The organism is Streptomyces sp. NPDC054796 (genome assembly GCF_053611545.1).
On the sequence record NZ_JBSHAO010000028.1, the window covers coordinates 89,084 to 105,442 of the forward strand.

The following is a 16,359-nucleotide window of genomic DNA, read 5'->3' on the forward strand; positions in this document are numbered from 1 at the left end:
CGTGCGGCGCGACGCGGCGACCGTCAGCCACACCGGAGGAACGACCTTGACCGACCGGGCCACCAGGAAGGCCAGGCGCACGGCCGACGCGCTGGCCTACGCCTGCGCGCACGCGGACGAGATCCGCGACGCACTCGGCGCCGGGGGCGCCGAGCGGGACCCGCTGGACGAGGTGCTGGATGCCGTGCGCCGCCGCGATGACGGTGAGGAGGCGCTGAACCGGCTGCACGAGCGGCTGCGGAGCGACGGGGACGCGCGGGGGCTCTACGGTCACGTGCGCGGCACGGGCGGCGCGGGTGGTGCGGCCGGGCCGGGCGGCACGGGTGGCAGGATCGCGGGCGTCTCCTCCGCCATGGACGAAGAGCCGGGCGAGCGGCTCCATGTGTGCCCCCACCGGCGCTGCACCCGCTACCACTGGGCGTCGGAGGTCTCCGGCGCGCCGCCCGTCTGCGCGGTCGACGGCACACCGCTGCCGCTGACCGCGCCCTCCGTGGGCATCTGACACCGTGGGCGGCCTGCTGACGGAACTCGGCAAGAAGCTCGCCGAGCGGTGGCTGTCGCTGCTCGTGCTGCCGGGTGCGCTGTACTTGGCGGCGCTGGGCGTCGCGCGGGAGCTGGGGCACGAGCGGTGGTACGCGGCGGGCGGGCTGCCCGGACGGCTCGCGCGGCACGCCGACCACCTGACGTCTCCGGCCGCGCCCGCCGCCGCGACAGTTCTCTTCCTCGTCACCTTTCTGCTCGCCTCGGCCGCTTGCGGGGTGGCCGCGCAGGCGCTGGGCTCTGTTCTGGAACGGTGCTGGCTGGCGCCCGGCTGGTCCGGGTGGCCCTCCGTGGCGCGGCGCCCGGTCCGGGCACTGACGCGTCGGCGCCGCGCCCGCTACGAGCGGCGGCGCGCGGGCCTCGCGCGGGTCACGGCCGAGGCCAGGCTCGCGACGGCTGCCGGGGGGCCGCTGGCCGACGAGGACGATGTGGCCGTCGCCCGGGAGCGGCTGCGCCGCGTCTCGCCAGGGTATCCCGGGCGGCCGACCTGGGCGGGTGACCGGATGCGCGCGGTGGAGACCGCGCTCCGCGAGAGCCTCGGCCTTGAACTGGGCGTGGTCTGGCCGCACTTGTGGCTGTACGTGCCCGAGAGCACTCGGGTCGAGGTGACGGCCGCGCGCGGGGCGATGGTCCGGGCGGCGGCGCTGGCCGGGTGGGGGCTGCTTTATGTGGGCGTGGGCGTGATGTGGTGGCCGGGGCTGTTGGTGGCGGCCGGGGTGGTGGGGGCGGGGTGGCGCCGGTTCCGCACCGCGACGGACGAGTACGCGCTGCTGACCGGTGCGGCCGTGCGGCTCCACGCTCACGAGCTGGCCCGTGCCCTGGCCATCGGCCACGCGGGGCCCCTCACCAAGGAGGCGGGCACGGCCCTGACGGCCTACCTCGCCAGCGGCCAGGCGCCGGCGGCTTCACTGCGCCTTCCCGCCGAGGGGGAGCCGCCTGGGGGCTCGCGCTGACGGCCCCTTCGCGGGGTGCGGAAGGAAAGGGGGTCGCCCCTTCACGGGGTGGTGCGACTTTCACAACCGCGCAAGCTTTCAACGTGTTTACACATCCCGTAGCGAGATGGCATTCCGCCGCTGCCATGTGCCAGGTCTCCTGGAGCCTGTGCGGCCTGCCCCGACTCGGGAGCAGCCCACTCCCCGACTCGTTGCCCATCCGCCAGAGCATGCGACGAGTGCACTTACAGCCCCGTTGGGTCCGCTCAGAGATACGGGAGCGCAGACGGGAGTGAGGAGAGCGAACATGCGCGAGTCGGAGACCTCTCCGCAGTCCGCGAGCCAGGTCATGCAGTTGGCTACGGGGTTTTGGGCTTCTCAGACTCTGGCGGCCTCGATCGAGGTGGGCCTGTTCGACTTCCTGCACCGCCACGGGCCCGCGACCATCAGCGAGACCGCGAGCCATCTGAAGCTCGCGGACAGGCCCGCGCGTATGATTCTTGCGGCGTGCGCTTCACTGGGCCTGCTGGACAAGCCTGATCAGCGATACTCCCTCAACGCCTTGTCACGGACGTACCTGGTCTCCAGCGAGCCGGACTATTTCGGCGGGCTCATCGGATTCCTCTCCGAGCACACCTATCTCGGCTGGCACAGGCTCACCGAGGCGTTGCGGAACGACAGGCCCACCACCTGGGATTCGGAGCACAGGGAGACGCTGTTCGATCCCGGCGACGACCTCATGAACGCGCTCTTCTGGAAGGCCACGCACGCCCTGTCCAGTGATACGGCCCGCCGACTCGCGCGGCAGATCGACTTCTCCGGCTCGCGGCGCCTGCTGGACGTCGGCGGAGGTTCCGGGGCCTTCCCCATCGAGATCTGCCGGACACACACCCACCTGACCGGGGCGGTGTTCGACCTGCCCCACGTGTGCGAGCTGTCCAAGAGCTTCATCCGGGACGCCGGACTCGAGGACCGGGTAGAAACCCGTCCCGGTGACTTCATCACCGACGCGGCCCTGCCCGGCGGGTACGACACCATCGTCCTTTCGATGATCATGCACGACTGGGACCCGGACACCGACCGTCTGATCCTGGCCAAGTGCTTCGAGGCCCTGCCCCGCGGCGGCACGCTCATGATCTGCGAGTTCTTCCTCAACGAGGAACGCACCGGCCCGCCCGAGGCCGCACTGATGGGGCTGACGATGCTCGTGGAGACGCTGAAGGGCGACAACTACTCCCACACCGACTACGCCGCATGGCTCGCCGACGCCGGGTTCACCGGGGTGGAACTCCACTCGTTCCAGGCGGCCGGCGCCAACGGCGTGCTCTTGGCCCGGAAACCGTGAACGGAGGTCCACAATGACTGACCAATTCGACAAGCAGACCTTCACCGAAGACCTCATGCGTGCGGCCCGCGCGCTGAACGCTCCGGTCGACCACGGCGCCACACGTACGGTCCTGGACACCTTCGAGGAGCACTTCTCTCGTGGAGCCGTGCTGTGGAAGACCACGGATCAGCCCGGTGCACAGCTCTCCTACCGGGTTTTCTCCCGGTTGAAGAGCGACACGGTGGCTCTCGCGCTCGACGCCGGTCTGCTCCACAAGGAGCATCCACTGATCGATGCGGTCAATGCCTGGTCGGGCAGGTACGGGGGCACCCCGGTCCAGTCATGTGACTTCGACGCGGGCCGGGGCCTGGCCAAGACCTGGTTGTGGCTGGGCGGCCTGCATCCCGCGCGTGAGATCCTCACCGGCCGCGGCATCCCCGTCGCGCTCACGCGGCACCTGGATGCGTTCACTGATCTGGGTTTCGACTACGTGCGCTTCGTCGCCTGCGACTGGCGTCACTCAACAATCAACATCTACTTCCGGGCGCGCGGACCGCTCACCCCTCAACACTTCGGCCGCATCGTCGGCCTGGCCGAGGCCCGCCAGGTCGAGCCCGCGCTGGCCGACACTGTGCTCGGGGCGGTCCCCGAGGACTACTGCGTCGCGGTCACCATCAAGCCGGACACCGGAGTGATCGAGCGCGTCTGCTTCTACGCGCTGCGGATCCCCCGACACCAGTTGCCGCCGCTGCCCGAGCGGATTCGCCGCTTCTTCGACGCAACCCCGAACTACGATGCCGAGGAGTGCAACGTCGTCGGATGGTCCTTCGGCCGATCCGGCCCCTACGTCAAGGCCGAGCACTCACGCAGCGGCGGTATGGCCGAGCTCCTCGCCGGATGGAACTGCCTCTTCCACGGCGACGAGGGAATCGATCACGACCTGAGGAACTCGGACGTTCCCAGTCATCGCGGCGGCCTCGTACGCTCATGACGCCAGTCATCCACGACAACCTGCCCCGGGTCGACGAACTGCTCGATCCACGCCGCAACGCGCCCCTGTGGCAGCAACTCGAACAGGTGCCTTCCGACCTCCGTACGGCTGGTCTGGGCAACACCGTGCTGCTGCTGCGCCACGCGGACGGGAAAGCAGTGCTGGCCTGCCGGTCCTTCCGGCAGGGGCTGCTCGCCGGCCTTGAGGCGGCCGATGGCACCCCTGTCGAACCGTGCTTCGTCGCCCGGCGGCAAAGGTCGCTCAACCAACTCGACGGTCCGGAGCACGCCCGGCAACGGCGTCTGGCAGGGCCGGCCTTGCGTCCCGTGTTCGCCGATCGCCTGCGGCCGCTGATGCGCGAGGTCATGCACGGGCTGATCGACGCGGTCCCGCCCACGGGAATCTGCGACGCGGTCACCAGCCTCTCCCACCCGTACACCATCCCCGTCATCTGTGCCGCTCTCGGTGTCCCCGCCAGCGACACGGCTCTGTTCTCCCGAGTGGCCGACGCGTGGACCCGTGCCTTCTTCGATCCCGCCGCCGTCCCCGAGGCCCTGGACGCCCATCAAGCCATCGACGCCTATTCCGCGCGTCTGATCGACGAGCGCCGGGCCCGCCCGGGTCGTGATCTCATCAGCGAGCTCCTGGCGCAGGAGACGGCGGGCGATGCGTGGGAGCCGCAGACCCTCATCGAGTTGCTCTCGGCGCTCATCGTGGCAGGCACCGACACTACCCGCGTGCAGCTCGCCAGCATCATCGAACACCTCTCCCACCACTCCGAACGCTGGCAGGCGCTGCGCGACGATCCCTCCCAGATCCCGGCCACCGTGGAAGAGATCATCCGCCTCACTCCCGTGGCGAGCCTCCTGCGCAGAACCGCCATCGCGGACGTCGACCTCGGCGGGCTCGTCATCCCGGAGGGCACCGTCGTCACGCTCGCCATCCCCGTCATGAACCGCGATCCCGACGTCTTTCCCGATCCGGACCGCATCGACCTCGCGCGCCCCAACGCCCAAGCGCACCTGTCCTTCGGCGGCGGCGCACACTTCTGCCTCGGAAACGCCTTGGGCCGCGCCGAAATCCACGAAGCTCTCGCCGCGCTCACCGCACGCATCACGGAACTCACACCCGCGCGGCCTGCGGTGTGGAGGCCCCCGCATTCGCTGCAAGGCCCCGCCCGACTGCCGCTGCACATCTCCCGCAGGCGCGCAGACTGACCCCAGTTCCAGGAGGCCCCCGTGCGCTGGACCCAACCCGTTGATGTCCTGCAACTCATGTCGCGGCGCGAGATACGGGAAAACCCCTACCCGCTGTACACCTGGCTACGGGAGAACCATCCCGTCTACCTCAACCCCACGGGCAATATCGCCCTGATCAGCGCCTGGCGCCACGCGCACGTGCTGAAAGACCCGGCCCTGCGAGGCATGGATCGGGACCGGCTGGCCAAGGCGAATCCCCGCTACGCCACATCCCGCACCCTGCGCATCGTGCTGGACTCCTTCGTCAACAAGAGCCGGCCCGATCACACACGGCTGCGCAAGCTCCTCGCCCCGCTGTACACGCCGGACGCGGTGGAGCGGCTGCGCCCGCAGATCTCCGCGAACTTCGAGCGGCGCATCCTCGGGATCAGGCAGCGGCTGCTCGAAGGGCAGACCGTCGACCTGCACACCGAGTTGACCTGCCCCCTCGCCGCCGACGCCGCCGGTGCTCACGTCGGCATCCCCGAGCCCGACCGGAATCTCTTGCAGCAGTACGTGCACACCGCTTTTACCGCCTTCCACCCCGCTGCCACCGAGGCCGTCGACCGGGAGGCGGACCAGGCCACCTCGAACCTGTACGCGTACTACGCCGACCTCATGAAGTCCACAGAGCTCCCACCCGGCAGTGCGCTGAGCGTCCTGAGCGCGCCCGACGTTCTGGACCGTCATCACATCACCGAAGAGGAACGGCAGAACCTGCTGTGGGTGGTGTGGATGGCGGCCCATGAATCGTCCATCGCCGCTCTGGACCAGGCACTCATGACCTACGTCGCCCACCCCCAGCACGCTGACCTGGTCATGGTGCCGGAAGCCCTCCCGAACTACATCCATGAGGGTCTGCGCTACGAGGCGCCGCTCATGTTCAACGGCTCACGCATCGGCGCTGTCAAGGACATCGACATCGGCGGGGTGCACATCCCCGAAGGAGTCGGCGTTCACTTCTTGCCCGGCGCCCTCAACCGTGACCCCGAGCAGTACGACGACCCGGACACCTTCCTCCCCCGGCGGCACAACGCCCAGACACACACCAGCTTCTTCTTCGGCATCCACCGCTGCATCGGAGTGCCGCTGGTCATGCTGGAAATGACGATCCTGCTGCCGGCCTTCCACCGCTACCTCGGTCCTCTCGCCCCAGCTCTGACCGCCGAATACGCCCGGGAAACCACACAGCGCACCCTGGACCACCTCTGGGCACGGCTCGCGTGACCCGCCACCTTGTGCTCGACGGTTTGCAGTCCATGCCCAAGACCGAAGGGAGAATCCAGTGACGATCAACAAGCCAGGCGAAATGCCACCCGACAGCTTCTTCCTGCACCCTCCGGCCTTCCCCAGCCACGAAGAACACCGCAGCCATCTCAAGCAGCGCCTGACGGCGGCGTTCCGCCACTTCGGCCGACTCGGCTTCGACGAGGGTATAGCGGGACACATCACCGCCCAAGACCCCGAGCACACCGGGACCTTCTGGGCCAACCCGCTGGGCATCCCCTTCCCCCACATCACCCCGCAGAACCTGGTCCGGGTCGACGGAGACACCGCGCGTACCGTCGAAGGCAGCCACGTCGTCAACATCGGCGCCTTCTACATCCACGCCGAAATCCACGCCGCCCGGCCCGACGTCCAAGCCGTTGTCCACCTGCACTCCACCCACGGGCGCGCCTGGTCCGCACTCGGTGAACCACTCGCACCCCTCACCCAGGACCACTGCCCGTTCTTTGAAGACCACACCGTCTTCAACGACTACAACGGCATCGTCCTGGACCGGACAGAGGGAAAACGCATCGCCACCGCCCTGGGACCGAATAAGGCCATCATCCTGCGCAACCACGGCCTGCTCACCGCGGCCCAGACCCTCGACGCGGCCGTCTGGTGGTTCACCCTCATGGACAAGGCCTGCGAGATCAGCCTCCTCGCCCATGCCGCAGGCCGACCCATCCCCATCCCGGACCAGGAAGCCCGCGCGACCCGAGACCAGATCGGCACACACCTCATCGGCTACAACAGCGCCCAGCCCCTCCTCGCGGTCGCGCACGAAACCCTCCACGACAGCCGAGGGCCTGGCGGGTGAACGGGTCTTCCAGGACTTTCGCAGCCAGCACCACGGACGACCGGAAACTCCCCGGTCCGTACCGCAACCCTGTCCCTGGCCGTCCGAAGCAGCCCCGTCCTGACCCGCACACCAACGAAACCGCCCATTGCCCCGTATGAGATCAAATCGCGGGGTTTCATCTCAGCTTCTTACATGTGGGAGACGTGCGTCGTCGCGTCGAAGGGGCGGCGCGGGGGGCTCGGCCGCGGATCCGGGGCCGAGCCCGTGTAGAGCCAGCCGAGCAGTTTCTCCTGCGGGGCGACGCCGACGCAGTCACGTACCCACGGGGACTCGACGGTCAGACCGGTGCGCCACATCGTGCCCCACCCCCTGCTGTGCAGGAGGAGCTGGAGGGTGCCGACCACCGAGACGGCAGCGGCCAGCTGCTCCCACTCCGGCACCTTGGGGTGATCGGGAACCGGACAGAACACGAGGGACAGGAGCAGCGGCGCACGCAGAGGCGCGGCGAGGGCGCGCTCCACGCGTTCCGGTGGGGCTGCCTGTGCGAGCGCCTTGCCGAGGCGTTCGCGGGCCTCACCCCTGACGGTGACGAGCCGCCAGGGCTTGAGCGCACCGTGGTCGGGTGCGGTCGAGGCCGCCTGGATCAGTTCCAGGAGTTCGCTGTCGTCCGGCGCCGGGCCGGTCAGCCGTGGCGCGCTGCGCCGGGTCCGTACTGCCTCCATGACCTCCACGAGGCCCTCCTTCGTATGACGAGGGGGAAACGGTCGCGCACGGGCTGATCAGATGCGGAGTTCTTCGTAAACGGTGCCGTCGTAATCGGCGGCGACGAGCCTCATCGGGGCCGTGGCCTCGCTGCTCGGGCGGTAGGGCCACCAGTTGACGAGAATGGTCACGCGCGGTGCACCCGAGGCCGGTCCGGGTTCGCCGAGGACTTCTTTACGACTGAGCACTGCGTGCCAAAGGTTCCCGGGGAAGCGGGCATAGGTGTTTGCCGAGGGGAATACATGCACCTTCTCCTTGGACTGGAGGTCGGGCTGCCCGGGGAAGACCGTGAGCAGCCCGTCAGGTGCCGTCGTGAGGAAGAAAACGCTGCTCAGCATGGGGGATTCCAGGGCCCCTGTCTGTGGGTTCTCCCCGAAATCGCGGTGCACGCCGAACTCGAAGTTCTCCGCATAGGGCGCGGTGAGCCGTCCGAGCCACCACTCGACGCCCACCGCGCGTTCGCGGACGGTGGCGTCGATTTCGGGTAGGAAATACTTTTGGACAGCTTCTTCGACGAGATTGCAGGGGTCTTTCCCCAACTCGTACCAGAAAGTCTGATGGTAAGGGCTGACGCCATTCATGTTCGCGGGATCAGTTGCCCGTCCGACGGCATTCCCCAGCCGGGAAAGCTGTTCATTCGGCAGCAATTCCGGGCTACATTCGAGAAGCTGCATGAACTCAGCGTACACAGACCGGTTCGAAAGGGATAGGTGTTCGTTGCCCGTCCCCGTACACAGGAAGGCTCACTGTGGCAACAAAGGATTCCGGTTCCCTTTCCGGGGAGAATGCGGGCGGGCTCTCCCGGCGTTCCGTGCTCCGGCGTACGGGCGCCGCGGGCGGGGCGCTCTGGCTCTCCCAGGCCGCTGCGGGCGCCGCCTCGGCCGCGCCGCGCCCCTCGGCGGCGGACGAGGACACGGTGGAGGTGCACGAGAGCGCGAACCTCGCCGTCGCCCTCTCGCCCGACGGCCGGACGCTGGCCATCGACGCGCTCAACGCGATCTGGCTGCTGCCCGCGCGCGGTGGTACCGCGCGCAGGCTGACGGACGACGAGCAGGACGCGTCGCAGCCGCACTGGTCACCGGACGCCCGTAGCCTGGTCTTCCAGTCCTACCGTGAGGGCACCTACGACCTGTGGCGGATCGGCGCCGACGGCTCGGATCTGCACCGTCTCACCAGCGGCCACGGCTACGACCAGGAGCCCCGCTTCTCGCCCGACGGCCGTCACATCGTCTTCGGTTCCGACCGTGGCAACGCGGGCCGCATCTGGCTGCTGGACACCGGGAGCGGGGCGCTGCGCGCGCTCACCGAGGGCGACCGGATGTGCGGCATGCCCGCCTGGTCACCCGACGGGCGCCGGGTCGCGTATGTGGCCGACGGCGGCACCATGGAGGAGGTCGAGGTGTCCTCGGGTGCGACGCGGCGGCTGTTCGCCGCGCCGGAGGGTGCCACCCTGCACGGCCCCGCCTTCAGCCCGGACGGCACCCGGCTCGCCTATGTGCGCACCACAGGCCCGCGTGCCCAACTCATGCTGGACGAGGAGGCGTTGACGGACGGGGAGGACGTGTTCCCGCTCGCGCCCGTCTGGGTCTCCGGCGAGGAGCTGCTCTACACCGCCGACGGCCGCATACGCCGCCGCGCGGCCACCACGAGCGCGAAGAGCGCGAAGGACACGAAGGACACGCACGAGGATGTCCCGTTCAGCGTGACGGTGAGCGTCGCGCGTGCCGCGTACCGGCGCCGTGCCCCCGAGCTGACCTCGGACCGCACGCACGATGTGCTCGGCATCGCCGATCCCGTCCTCTCCCCCGACGGCCGTAAGGTCGCCTTCCGGGCGCTCAACGCGCTCTGGCTGCTGCCGGTCGGCGGCAGGCCCCGGAAGATCGTGGACGACGGCTATTTCAACGCCGCGCCCGACTGGTCCCCCGACGGCCGCACCCTGGTCTACGTAAGCGACCGCGCAGGTGTACCGAATCTGTGGTCCTACGATGTGGCGGCCGGCACGTCCCGGCAACTGACGGGCCTGCCCGACGGGCAGTTGTCCCCCCGCTGGTCGCCGGACGGCTCGCGCATCGCGTACCAGGACGAGAGCGGGGCCACCTGGGTGCTGAGGGTCGCCGACGGCACCGTCACCAAGGTGCTGACCCCGCTCTACCAGCCGGGTCCGCCCTCCTGGTCGCCCGACGGCAAGGTGCTGGCGATGGCCGCTGTGGTGCCGTATTCCAAGCGCGGCAGCTCGGGCCACAACCAGGTGCTGACGGTGAACCTGGAGACGGACGAGGTGGTCTACCAGCCCGTCGCACCAGAGCGCTCCGTCTCCACGCGCAGCGGCGACGGCCCGGTATGGACGCGGGACGGCAAGCACTTCGTCGTCGGCATGGAGAGCCTGGCGTGGCGGGTGCCCGTGGACGCAGGGGGCCGGATCACGGGCGAGCCCCGGCAGATCACCGACGAGGTCACCGACTCCCTGTCCGTCTCGGCGGACAGCGGCACCCTGCTCTACCTCTCCGGCGGGCGCCTGCGCACCGTCGGCCTCGACGGCGGCACACCGCGCACCGTCCCCACGCGGCTGACGTGGCGTCACAGACCGGCCCCTGCCGGGCGCACGGTCATCAGGGCGGGGGCCGTGTGGGACGGCGAGGCGTCGGAGCTGCGTCAGGACGTGGACGTCGTCGTGGACGGCGGGCGCATCGTGGAGGTGGCGGGGCGCGGGGCCGCGCGCGGTGACCGCGTCGTGGACGCCTCGGGGCTCACCGTCATGCCGGGCCTGATCGACACGCACAACCACTGGCACTGGCGCGGGCCCCAGTGGGGTGACCGGCAGGGGCGCGCGTGGCTGGCGTACGGCGTCACGACGAGCAGGTCTCCGGGCGACCCGGCGTATCAGATGGTGGAGAACAGGGAGGCCCTCGCCTCGGGCAGCAGGGTGGGCCCGCGCTATCTCGGCACGGGCGAGGGCATGGAGGGGACGCGCGCGTACCACCGGGTGATGCGGCCCGTCTTCTCCCGTGAGCAGCTCGACCGCGACCTGGACCGTGCCTTCGCGCTCGGCTACAACGTGCTGAAGTCCTACATCCGGCTGCCCGTCTCCTACGAGCGGCACGCGGTGGCCCGCGCGCACGCGCACGGTGTGCCCGCCACCTCGCACTATCTGTACCCGGCCGTGCGGACCGGGTTCGACGGGATGGAGCACACAGGCGGCGGCAACCGGCTCGGCTACTCACGCACCCTCAGTTTCGCCGCGGGGCGGGCGTTCTCCGACTCCGTCGCGCTGCTCGCGGCCAGTGGCATGTGGATCTCGACGACGACGCTGTTCGCCATGGAGCTGTTCGTCGACGACCGCTCGCTCATCGAGGACGAGCGCACGCGGGTGCTCTTCCCGGCCTGGGAGTACGAGCGGCTGAGGCAGAAGGCCGAGGACGCGAAGGGCGGCCCGCCGGCAGAGCTGTACCACGAGTGGACCGTGGGCGATGTGGACATGCTGCTGCGGGTGCAGCGCGCGGGCGGCCTCGTGGTGGCGGGCACCGACGCGGCGCTGGACGACATCGGCATCAGCATCCACCAGAACCTGCGTGTGATGGTGAAGTACGGCTTCACACCGCGCGAGGCGCTGCGCACCGCGACGGTCAACGCCGCGCGCTGTCTGGGGGTGGCGGACCAGCTCGGCGCGGTGGCGCCCGGGCACCTCGCCGACCTGGCCTTCGTCGAGGGCGATCCGCTGCGGGACATCGACACCGCCGCTGCCGTACGCGAGGTGATGGTCGGCGGCCGGTCCTTCACCGTGCCCGAACTGCTCACACCCTTCCGGGAGCGGGAGACGCGGAAGAAGCGGGAGCGCTCGGTGCGCAACGAGGTGCGGGCCGAGGCACCTACCGCGGCCCGCGACAAGGAGCACTACTGGCACGGACCCGAGTGGCGCACACGGGGCTGCTGCCGCTGACGCCAGTGGGCCCCGGGGACACGTCCCCGGGGCCCACACGTTCCGCGCACCCCGCGAGCCGGGGTGCGGCGGGGTCAGCCGGCGCCGCCCGGAGCGCCCGCGGTGACGTCGAGCCAACTGGCGTACAGCCCCGCGTACACACCCCCGCGCCGCAGCAGGTCACCGTGCGCACCGCGCTCGGCGAGGCGTCCGTGCGCGAACACGAGGATCTCGTCGGCGCGTTCGGCGGTCGCCAGGCGGTGCGCGATGGTGAGGGAGGTGCGCCCTGCGGAGAGGTTCTCCAGCGCGTAGGTGAGACGGGTGTCGGTGGCCGGGTCGACGGAGGAGGTGGCCTCGTCGAGGATGAGCAGCCCCGGGTCGGCCACATGGGCGCGGGCGAGTGCCACCAACTGTCGCTCCCCCAGCGACAGGTTCTCCCCGCGCTGCCCCGTCCTGGTGTGCGGTCCGTCAGGCAGCGCGGCGAGCCAGTCGCCGAGGCCGAGATACCCGAAAGCCTCCGTGATCTCCTCGTCCGTGGCCCCGGGCTTCCCGAAGCGCACATTTTCGGCGACGGTCGAGTCGAAGAGGAAGCAGTCCTGGGGCACCATCACCACCCGCGAGCGCAGCGAGGCGGGCGCGAGGTCGCGCACGTCGGTGCCGCCGAGCAGTATCCGGCCGCTCGTCGGGTCGGCGAGGCGCGCCAGCAGCTTGGCCAGGGTCGTCTTGCCCGCGCCCGTGGCGCCGACGACGGCGACACGGGCACCCGCCGCCACGCTCAGGCTGACGTCGGCCAGCACGGGCTCGGCGCCCTCCTGGTAGGCGTAGGAGAGTTCCCGCACCTCCAGCGCGTGTGCTTGGCGCGGCAGTACGACACCGTCGCGGGGCGCTGGGACCTCGATGGGTGTGTCGAGGAGGTCGAGCACCTTGCGCCATCCGGCGACGGCGGTCTGGGTGTGGTCGATGACCTCGGTCAGTTCGGTGACGGGTTCCAGGAACAGGTTCACCAGGAGCAGGAACGCCACGAGGGTGCCCGCCGTCAGCCCCGCCAGGGGGCCGAGGGCGATGCCCACGGCGACGACGCCGACCACGGTGAGGGTGCCGAAGAACTCCCCTGAGGTGAACACCAGTGCGGCGAAGAGCCCGGCCCTGATCTTCGAGTCCCGCCACCGGTGGATGGCGCGGAACGTGCGTGCGGTGGTGCGCCGCTGGATGCCGTAGCCGCGGATGACGCCGGCGCCCTGCACCGTCTCGGAGACGACGGTCAGCAGCCCGCTCACATCGGTGCGGACGCGGTCGTGTGCGGCGCCGAGGCGGCGTTGCAGTGCGCGGAGCATGAGCACGAGCGGGACGACGATGAGCACCACGACGAGCGTCAGCCGCCAGTCGTAGACGGCCATGGTGACGAGGGTGGCGGTCATGATGGCGCCGTTGACGATCCAGGCGATGCCGCCCCATTGCAGGAAGATGCCCAGGGCCTCCACGTCCGCGCTGACGCGGGAGACGAGGGCGCCGCGCTGCCGGGTGGACTGTTCGGCGACGCTGAGCCGGTGCACGTGTGCGAACGCCTTCACACGCAACTGGCACAGTGCGCGCTCGCTGGCCATGGCCAGCCGCTTCTGGGTGGTGCGGGTGACCACCGCCGTTGCGCCGACGGCCACCACCCCGATCATCGCGAGCCGGTAGACGGTGCCCATGTCCACCTTGCCGTCCGCGAGGCCCTTGTCCAGTACCTGCTGGACGAGTACGGGCACGACCACGCGGCCCACGCCGCCGAGCAGGGCCAGCAGGAGGGTGAGCCGGATGCCGCGCAGCAGTTCGGGGCTGGCGGCGATGCCCCGGCACAGGATGCCGACGGCGCCGGGACGTGCGGCCTCGGGCTCCGTGGTGTGCGGTCCCGTGCCGGGTGAGGGGGTGGTGCCGTGCCCGGACGCGGTGCTGTCCTGTCCCCCGGCTTCCGGGGGGTGCCCTTCGGGTGGTGTGCCGGGTCCGGGGGCCTCCGCTGTCGCGTCGTTCGTCTGCGCCGTGGTCATCGCACTCCTCCGGCCCGCTCGGTCTCGTAGGCGGTCACGAGGTCTTCGTAGCCGGGTGCCGTCGCCAGCAGGTGCTGGTGGGTGCCCACGCGGGGCGTACGGGCCCGGTCCAGGTAGAGCACCTGGTCGGCGAGGGCGAGGGTGGCGGGCCGGTTGGCGACGATGACCGTCGTCAGGTCGGCGCGCTCGCTCGCGAGGGAGCCGAGGATGCGGGCCTCTGTGGTGGGGTCGACGGCGGAGGTGGCGTCGTCGAGCAGCAGCAGTCCCGGGCGCCGTACGAGCGCGCGGGCCAGTGCCACGCGCTGGCGCTGTCCGCCGGAGAGGGTGACGCCGCGTTCGCCGACGACGGTGGCCAGGCCCTGCGGGAGCGCGTCGACGAACTCGTCGGCGCCGGAGAGCCTCAGCGCTTCGCGGAGTTGTGCCGCGTCGGCCTCGTGTCCGAGGAGGATGTTCTCCTCCAGGCTGGCGGCGAAGAGGAACGGTTCCTGGAAGACGGTGGCGCAGGAGGCGGCGAGGCTCGCGGCCGAGATGTCGCCGACGGGGGTGCCGCCGATGCGCAGCGTTCCCCCGTCCAGGGGCAGCAGCCGCGCGAGCAGCAGCAGGAGGGTGCTCTTGCCGCTGCCCGTGGGGCCCACCACTGCCAGGGTGGAGCCGGGGGGCACGGTGAAGCCGACTCCGTCGACGATCCGGGGCCCGTCCTTGCTGTCGCCCCCATCGTCCCCGTCGTTCGTGTCGTTCGTGTCGTTCGTGTCGTTCGCGGCATGGCCGAAGGCGAGGCCCTCGGCCTCGATCGACAGCGGCCCCGCGGGCAGTGTGCGGGTGCCGGGCGAGGGGTGCAGGGGTTCGTCCAGGACGCCGCGGACCCGTTCGTAACCGGCGACGGAGCGGGGGACGTCGCCGAGTACGTAGCCGATGATGCGCAGTGGGAAGGTCAGCAGCGTGAAGAGGTTGATGAAGCTGACGAGGGTGCCGACGGTGATCTCGCCGCTGTTGACCCGCCAGGCTCCGGCCACGACGAGCGCGACGACGGTGAGCGCCGGCACCGACTCCAGCAGCACGTCGAAGGTGGCGTCGCGCTTGGCGATCTCGGTCTTGGCCTCCCGCAGCCGCTGGGCGACCTTCTCGAAGCGGGCCCGCTCGGTCTCCTCGCCGCCGAGGACCTTCACGGTGAACGCACCGTCGAAGCTCTCGTGCGCGACGGCCGACAGCTCGCCGATGCGCTGCTGGGCGAGGGTGGAGGGCGGTTCGATGCGCCGCTGGTAGACGGCGTTGAGCACGACGAGCGCGGGCACGATCAGCACGCCGACGGCGGCGAGCACCGGATCGGTGACGAAGATCCACACGCCCGCCGTGACGAAGAGGAGGACCAGTCCGCCCGCCAGGGGGATCTTGGAGGGCACTTCGACGGCGGCCTCGGTGTCGGCGTTCGCGTGCGCCAACAGCGTTCCGGTGGGCCGACGTTGGTGGTAGAGGTACGGCAGTGCCTGGTAGCGGGTGACGACCTGCTCCCGCAGTGAGGCGTCGGAGCGGGCCTTGACGACGGCCGACATGCAGCGGCGCAGCACCGTCGAGGCCGTCTTGACGACGCCCACCGCCAGCAGTGCCAGCGCTCCGGCCACCATGGCGGCCGTGGACAGTTCCTCGTGCGCGAAGCGCGGGACCACCACGCGGTCGACGACCTCGCCCAGGGCGTAGGAGGAGGCCACGACCGCGACGCCGTAGGCCGCCGAGCCGAGCAGCGCGAGGGCGAACGGCCGGGGGTGCAGCCGGATCACCGCCAGCACCAGCCGGGCTCCGCGGCGCATCATACGACCGCCGGATTCAGTATCGGACATCGCCCCAGAATAGTGAAGGCGTGCTGTTCGACGCGGGCCCTGGACGGGTTTTCCCGGCCCTGCGCGAAATGGGCACCGAATTCCAGGGGAGGGAAAGGTGAGGGGAACCGGGAGGGGAAATGGGAAACGCCCGGAGGCAGCCTTCACTGCCTTCCGGGCGCCCCTTTCCGCAGGGCATGAAGGGGTAGGGCGAGGTATGGAGAGATACGGTCGAGGTGCCCCGGTCTCACGCGTCGAGGCGGAAGATGATTTCCCGCACGTCCTCGCCACGGGAATTGGCGAAGGACTCCTCCTCGCCCACGCGCACGAAACCGTTGCGCTCCAGGACGCGCTGGGAGGCGATGTTGTCGGAGACCGTCCTGCCGAACAGGGGCCGGGTGGTGACCTCCCGCAGCAGCGCGGCGAGGGCCTGGCCCGCGATGCCGCGGCCCCAGTGCTCCTTGCCGATCCAGTAGGTGACCTCCAGGTCACCCTCCTGCTCGTAGGTCACGACATGACCTGCGATCTCGCCGTCGACGAGGATGGTCTTCTTCGTCCAGTCGTCCTTGCCGAGGATCTTCTTCCACTTCTTCTCGAACGCCTCGCGGTCCGCCGGGTCCTTGGCGGTGAAGGCGGCCATGTGGCGTGCGTCCGCATCGGACTGATGCTGGAAGAACAGCGGAACATCGCTCTCCTCCGCGTCACGCAGAACGACTACGGAAGCCACGCGATCACCCTCCA

General features: G+C 70.2%; 13 protein-coding genes. 8 read left to right on the forward strand and 5 right to left on the reverse strand.

The features are described 5' to 3' along the window. Positions 1 to 46 precede the first annotated feature (46 nt). The 7 genes from ACWGJ2_RS23200 to ACWGJ2_RS23230 all read left to right on the forward strand — a co-directional run bounded on the left by ACWGJ2_RS23200 (position 47) and on the right by ACWGJ2_RS23230 (position 7,114). Entirely contained in the window at positions 47 to 502 is a 456-nt protein-coding gene (locus ACWGJ2_RS23200) for a hypothetical protein (protein ID WP_453348087.1), read from the forward strand. Between the two features lie 4 nt (positions 503 to 506). Further along, on the forward strand, positions 507 to 1,493 hold the full coding sequence (locus tag ACWGJ2_RS23205) for a hypothetical protein (protein WP_453348088.1): 987 nt from the start codon (positions 507 to 509) through the stop codon (positions 1,491 to 1,493). A 286-nt stretch (positions 1,494 to 1,779) separates the two neighbouring features. After that, complete coding sequence (locus ACWGJ2_RS23210) at positions 1,780 to 2,817, forward strand: methyltransferase (protein ID WP_453348089.1); 1,038 nt, start codon at positions 1,780 to 1,782, stop codon at positions 2,815 to 2,817. A gap of 13 nt (positions 2,818 to 2,830) precedes the next feature. Beyond that, a complete protein-coding gene (locus ACWGJ2_RS23215; RefSeq protein WP_453348090.1) occupies positions 2,831 to 3,790 on the forward strand; it encodes an aromatic prenyltransferase in 960 nt (319 codons plus the stop codon). Continuing rightward, complete coding sequence (locus ACWGJ2_RS23220; RefSeq protein WP_453348091.1) at positions 3,787 to 5,007, forward strand: cytochrome P450; 1,221 nt, start codon at positions 3,787 to 3,789, stop codon at positions 5,005 to 5,007. The genes ACWGJ2_RS23215 and ACWGJ2_RS23220 overlap by 4 nt, the downstream gene beginning before the upstream one ends. Positions 5,008 to 5,028: 21 nt before the next feature. After that, positions 5,029 to 6,255, forward strand: a complete 1,227-nt coding sequence (locus ACWGJ2_RS23225; RefSeq protein WP_453348092.1) for a cytochrome P450 — start codon at positions 5,029 to 5,031, stop codon at positions 6,253 to 6,255. 58 nt (positions 6,256 to 6,313) lie between these two features. Continuing rightward, entirely contained in the window at positions 6,314 to 7,114 is an 801-nt protein-coding gene (locus ACWGJ2_RS23230) for a class II aldolase/adducin family protein (protein ID WP_453348093.1), read from the forward strand. 170 nt (positions 7,115 to 7,284) lie between these two features. Here ACWGJ2_RS23230 and ACWGJ2_RS23235 read toward each other — a convergent pair whose 3' ends face one another. Further along, positions 7,285 to 7,818, reverse strand: coding sequence for a nitroreductase family protein (locus ACWGJ2_RS23235; RefSeq protein ID WP_453348117.1), 534 nt, complete (start codon positions 7,816 to 7,818; stop codon positions 7,285 to 7,287). A 57-nt stretch (positions 7,819 to 7,875) separates the two neighbouring features. Continuing rightward, positions 7,876 to 8,532 carry a hypothetical protein gene (locus ACWGJ2_RS23240; RefSeq protein WP_453348094.1) on the reverse strand — a complete coding sequence of 219 codons (657 nt, stop codon included), beginning with the start codon at positions 8,530 to 8,532 and terminating at the stop codon, positions 7,876 to 7,878. Between the two features lie 74 nt (positions 8,533 to 8,606). Between ACWGJ2_RS23240 and ACWGJ2_RS23245 the strand changes: the two genes are divergently transcribed. Continuing rightward, positions 8,607 to 11,795 (forward strand): amidohydrolase family protein, encoded by a 3,189-nt coding sequence (locus tag ACWGJ2_RS23245; RefSeq protein ID WP_453348095.1) that lies wholly within the window; start codon positions 8,607 to 8,609, stop codon positions 11,793 to 11,795. Positions 11,796 to 11,869: 74 nt separating this feature from the next. Here ACWGJ2_RS23245 and ACWGJ2_RS23250 read toward each other — a convergent pair whose 3' ends face one another. From ACWGJ2_RS23250 to ACWGJ2_RS23260, 3 genes are all read right to left on the reverse strand, one after another. Continuing rightward, the gene (locus ACWGJ2_RS23250; protein ID WP_453348096.1) at positions 11,870 to 13,804 is read right to left on the reverse strand and encodes an ABC transporter ATP-binding protein; all 1,935 of its coding nucleotides are present in this window, start codon (positions 13,802 to 13,804) and stop codon (positions 11,870 to 11,872) included. Continuing rightward, positions 13,801 to 15,639 (reverse strand): ABC transporter ATP-binding protein, encoded by a 1,839-nt coding sequence (locus ACWGJ2_RS23255; RefSeq protein ID WP_453348097.1) that lies wholly within the window; start codon positions 15,637 to 15,639, stop codon positions 13,801 to 13,803. Before ACWGJ2_RS23255 ends, ACWGJ2_RS23250 begins: the two co-directional genes overlap by 4 nt. Positions 15,640 to 15,865: 226 nt before the next feature. Next, positions 15,866 to 16,345: a GNAT family N-acetyltransferase gene (locus tag ACWGJ2_RS23260; protein WP_453348098.1), complete on the reverse strand. Its 480-nt coding sequence runs from the start codon at positions 16,343 to 16,345 to the stop codon at positions 15,866 to 15,868. Positions 16,346 to 16,359 lie beyond the last annotated feature (14 nt).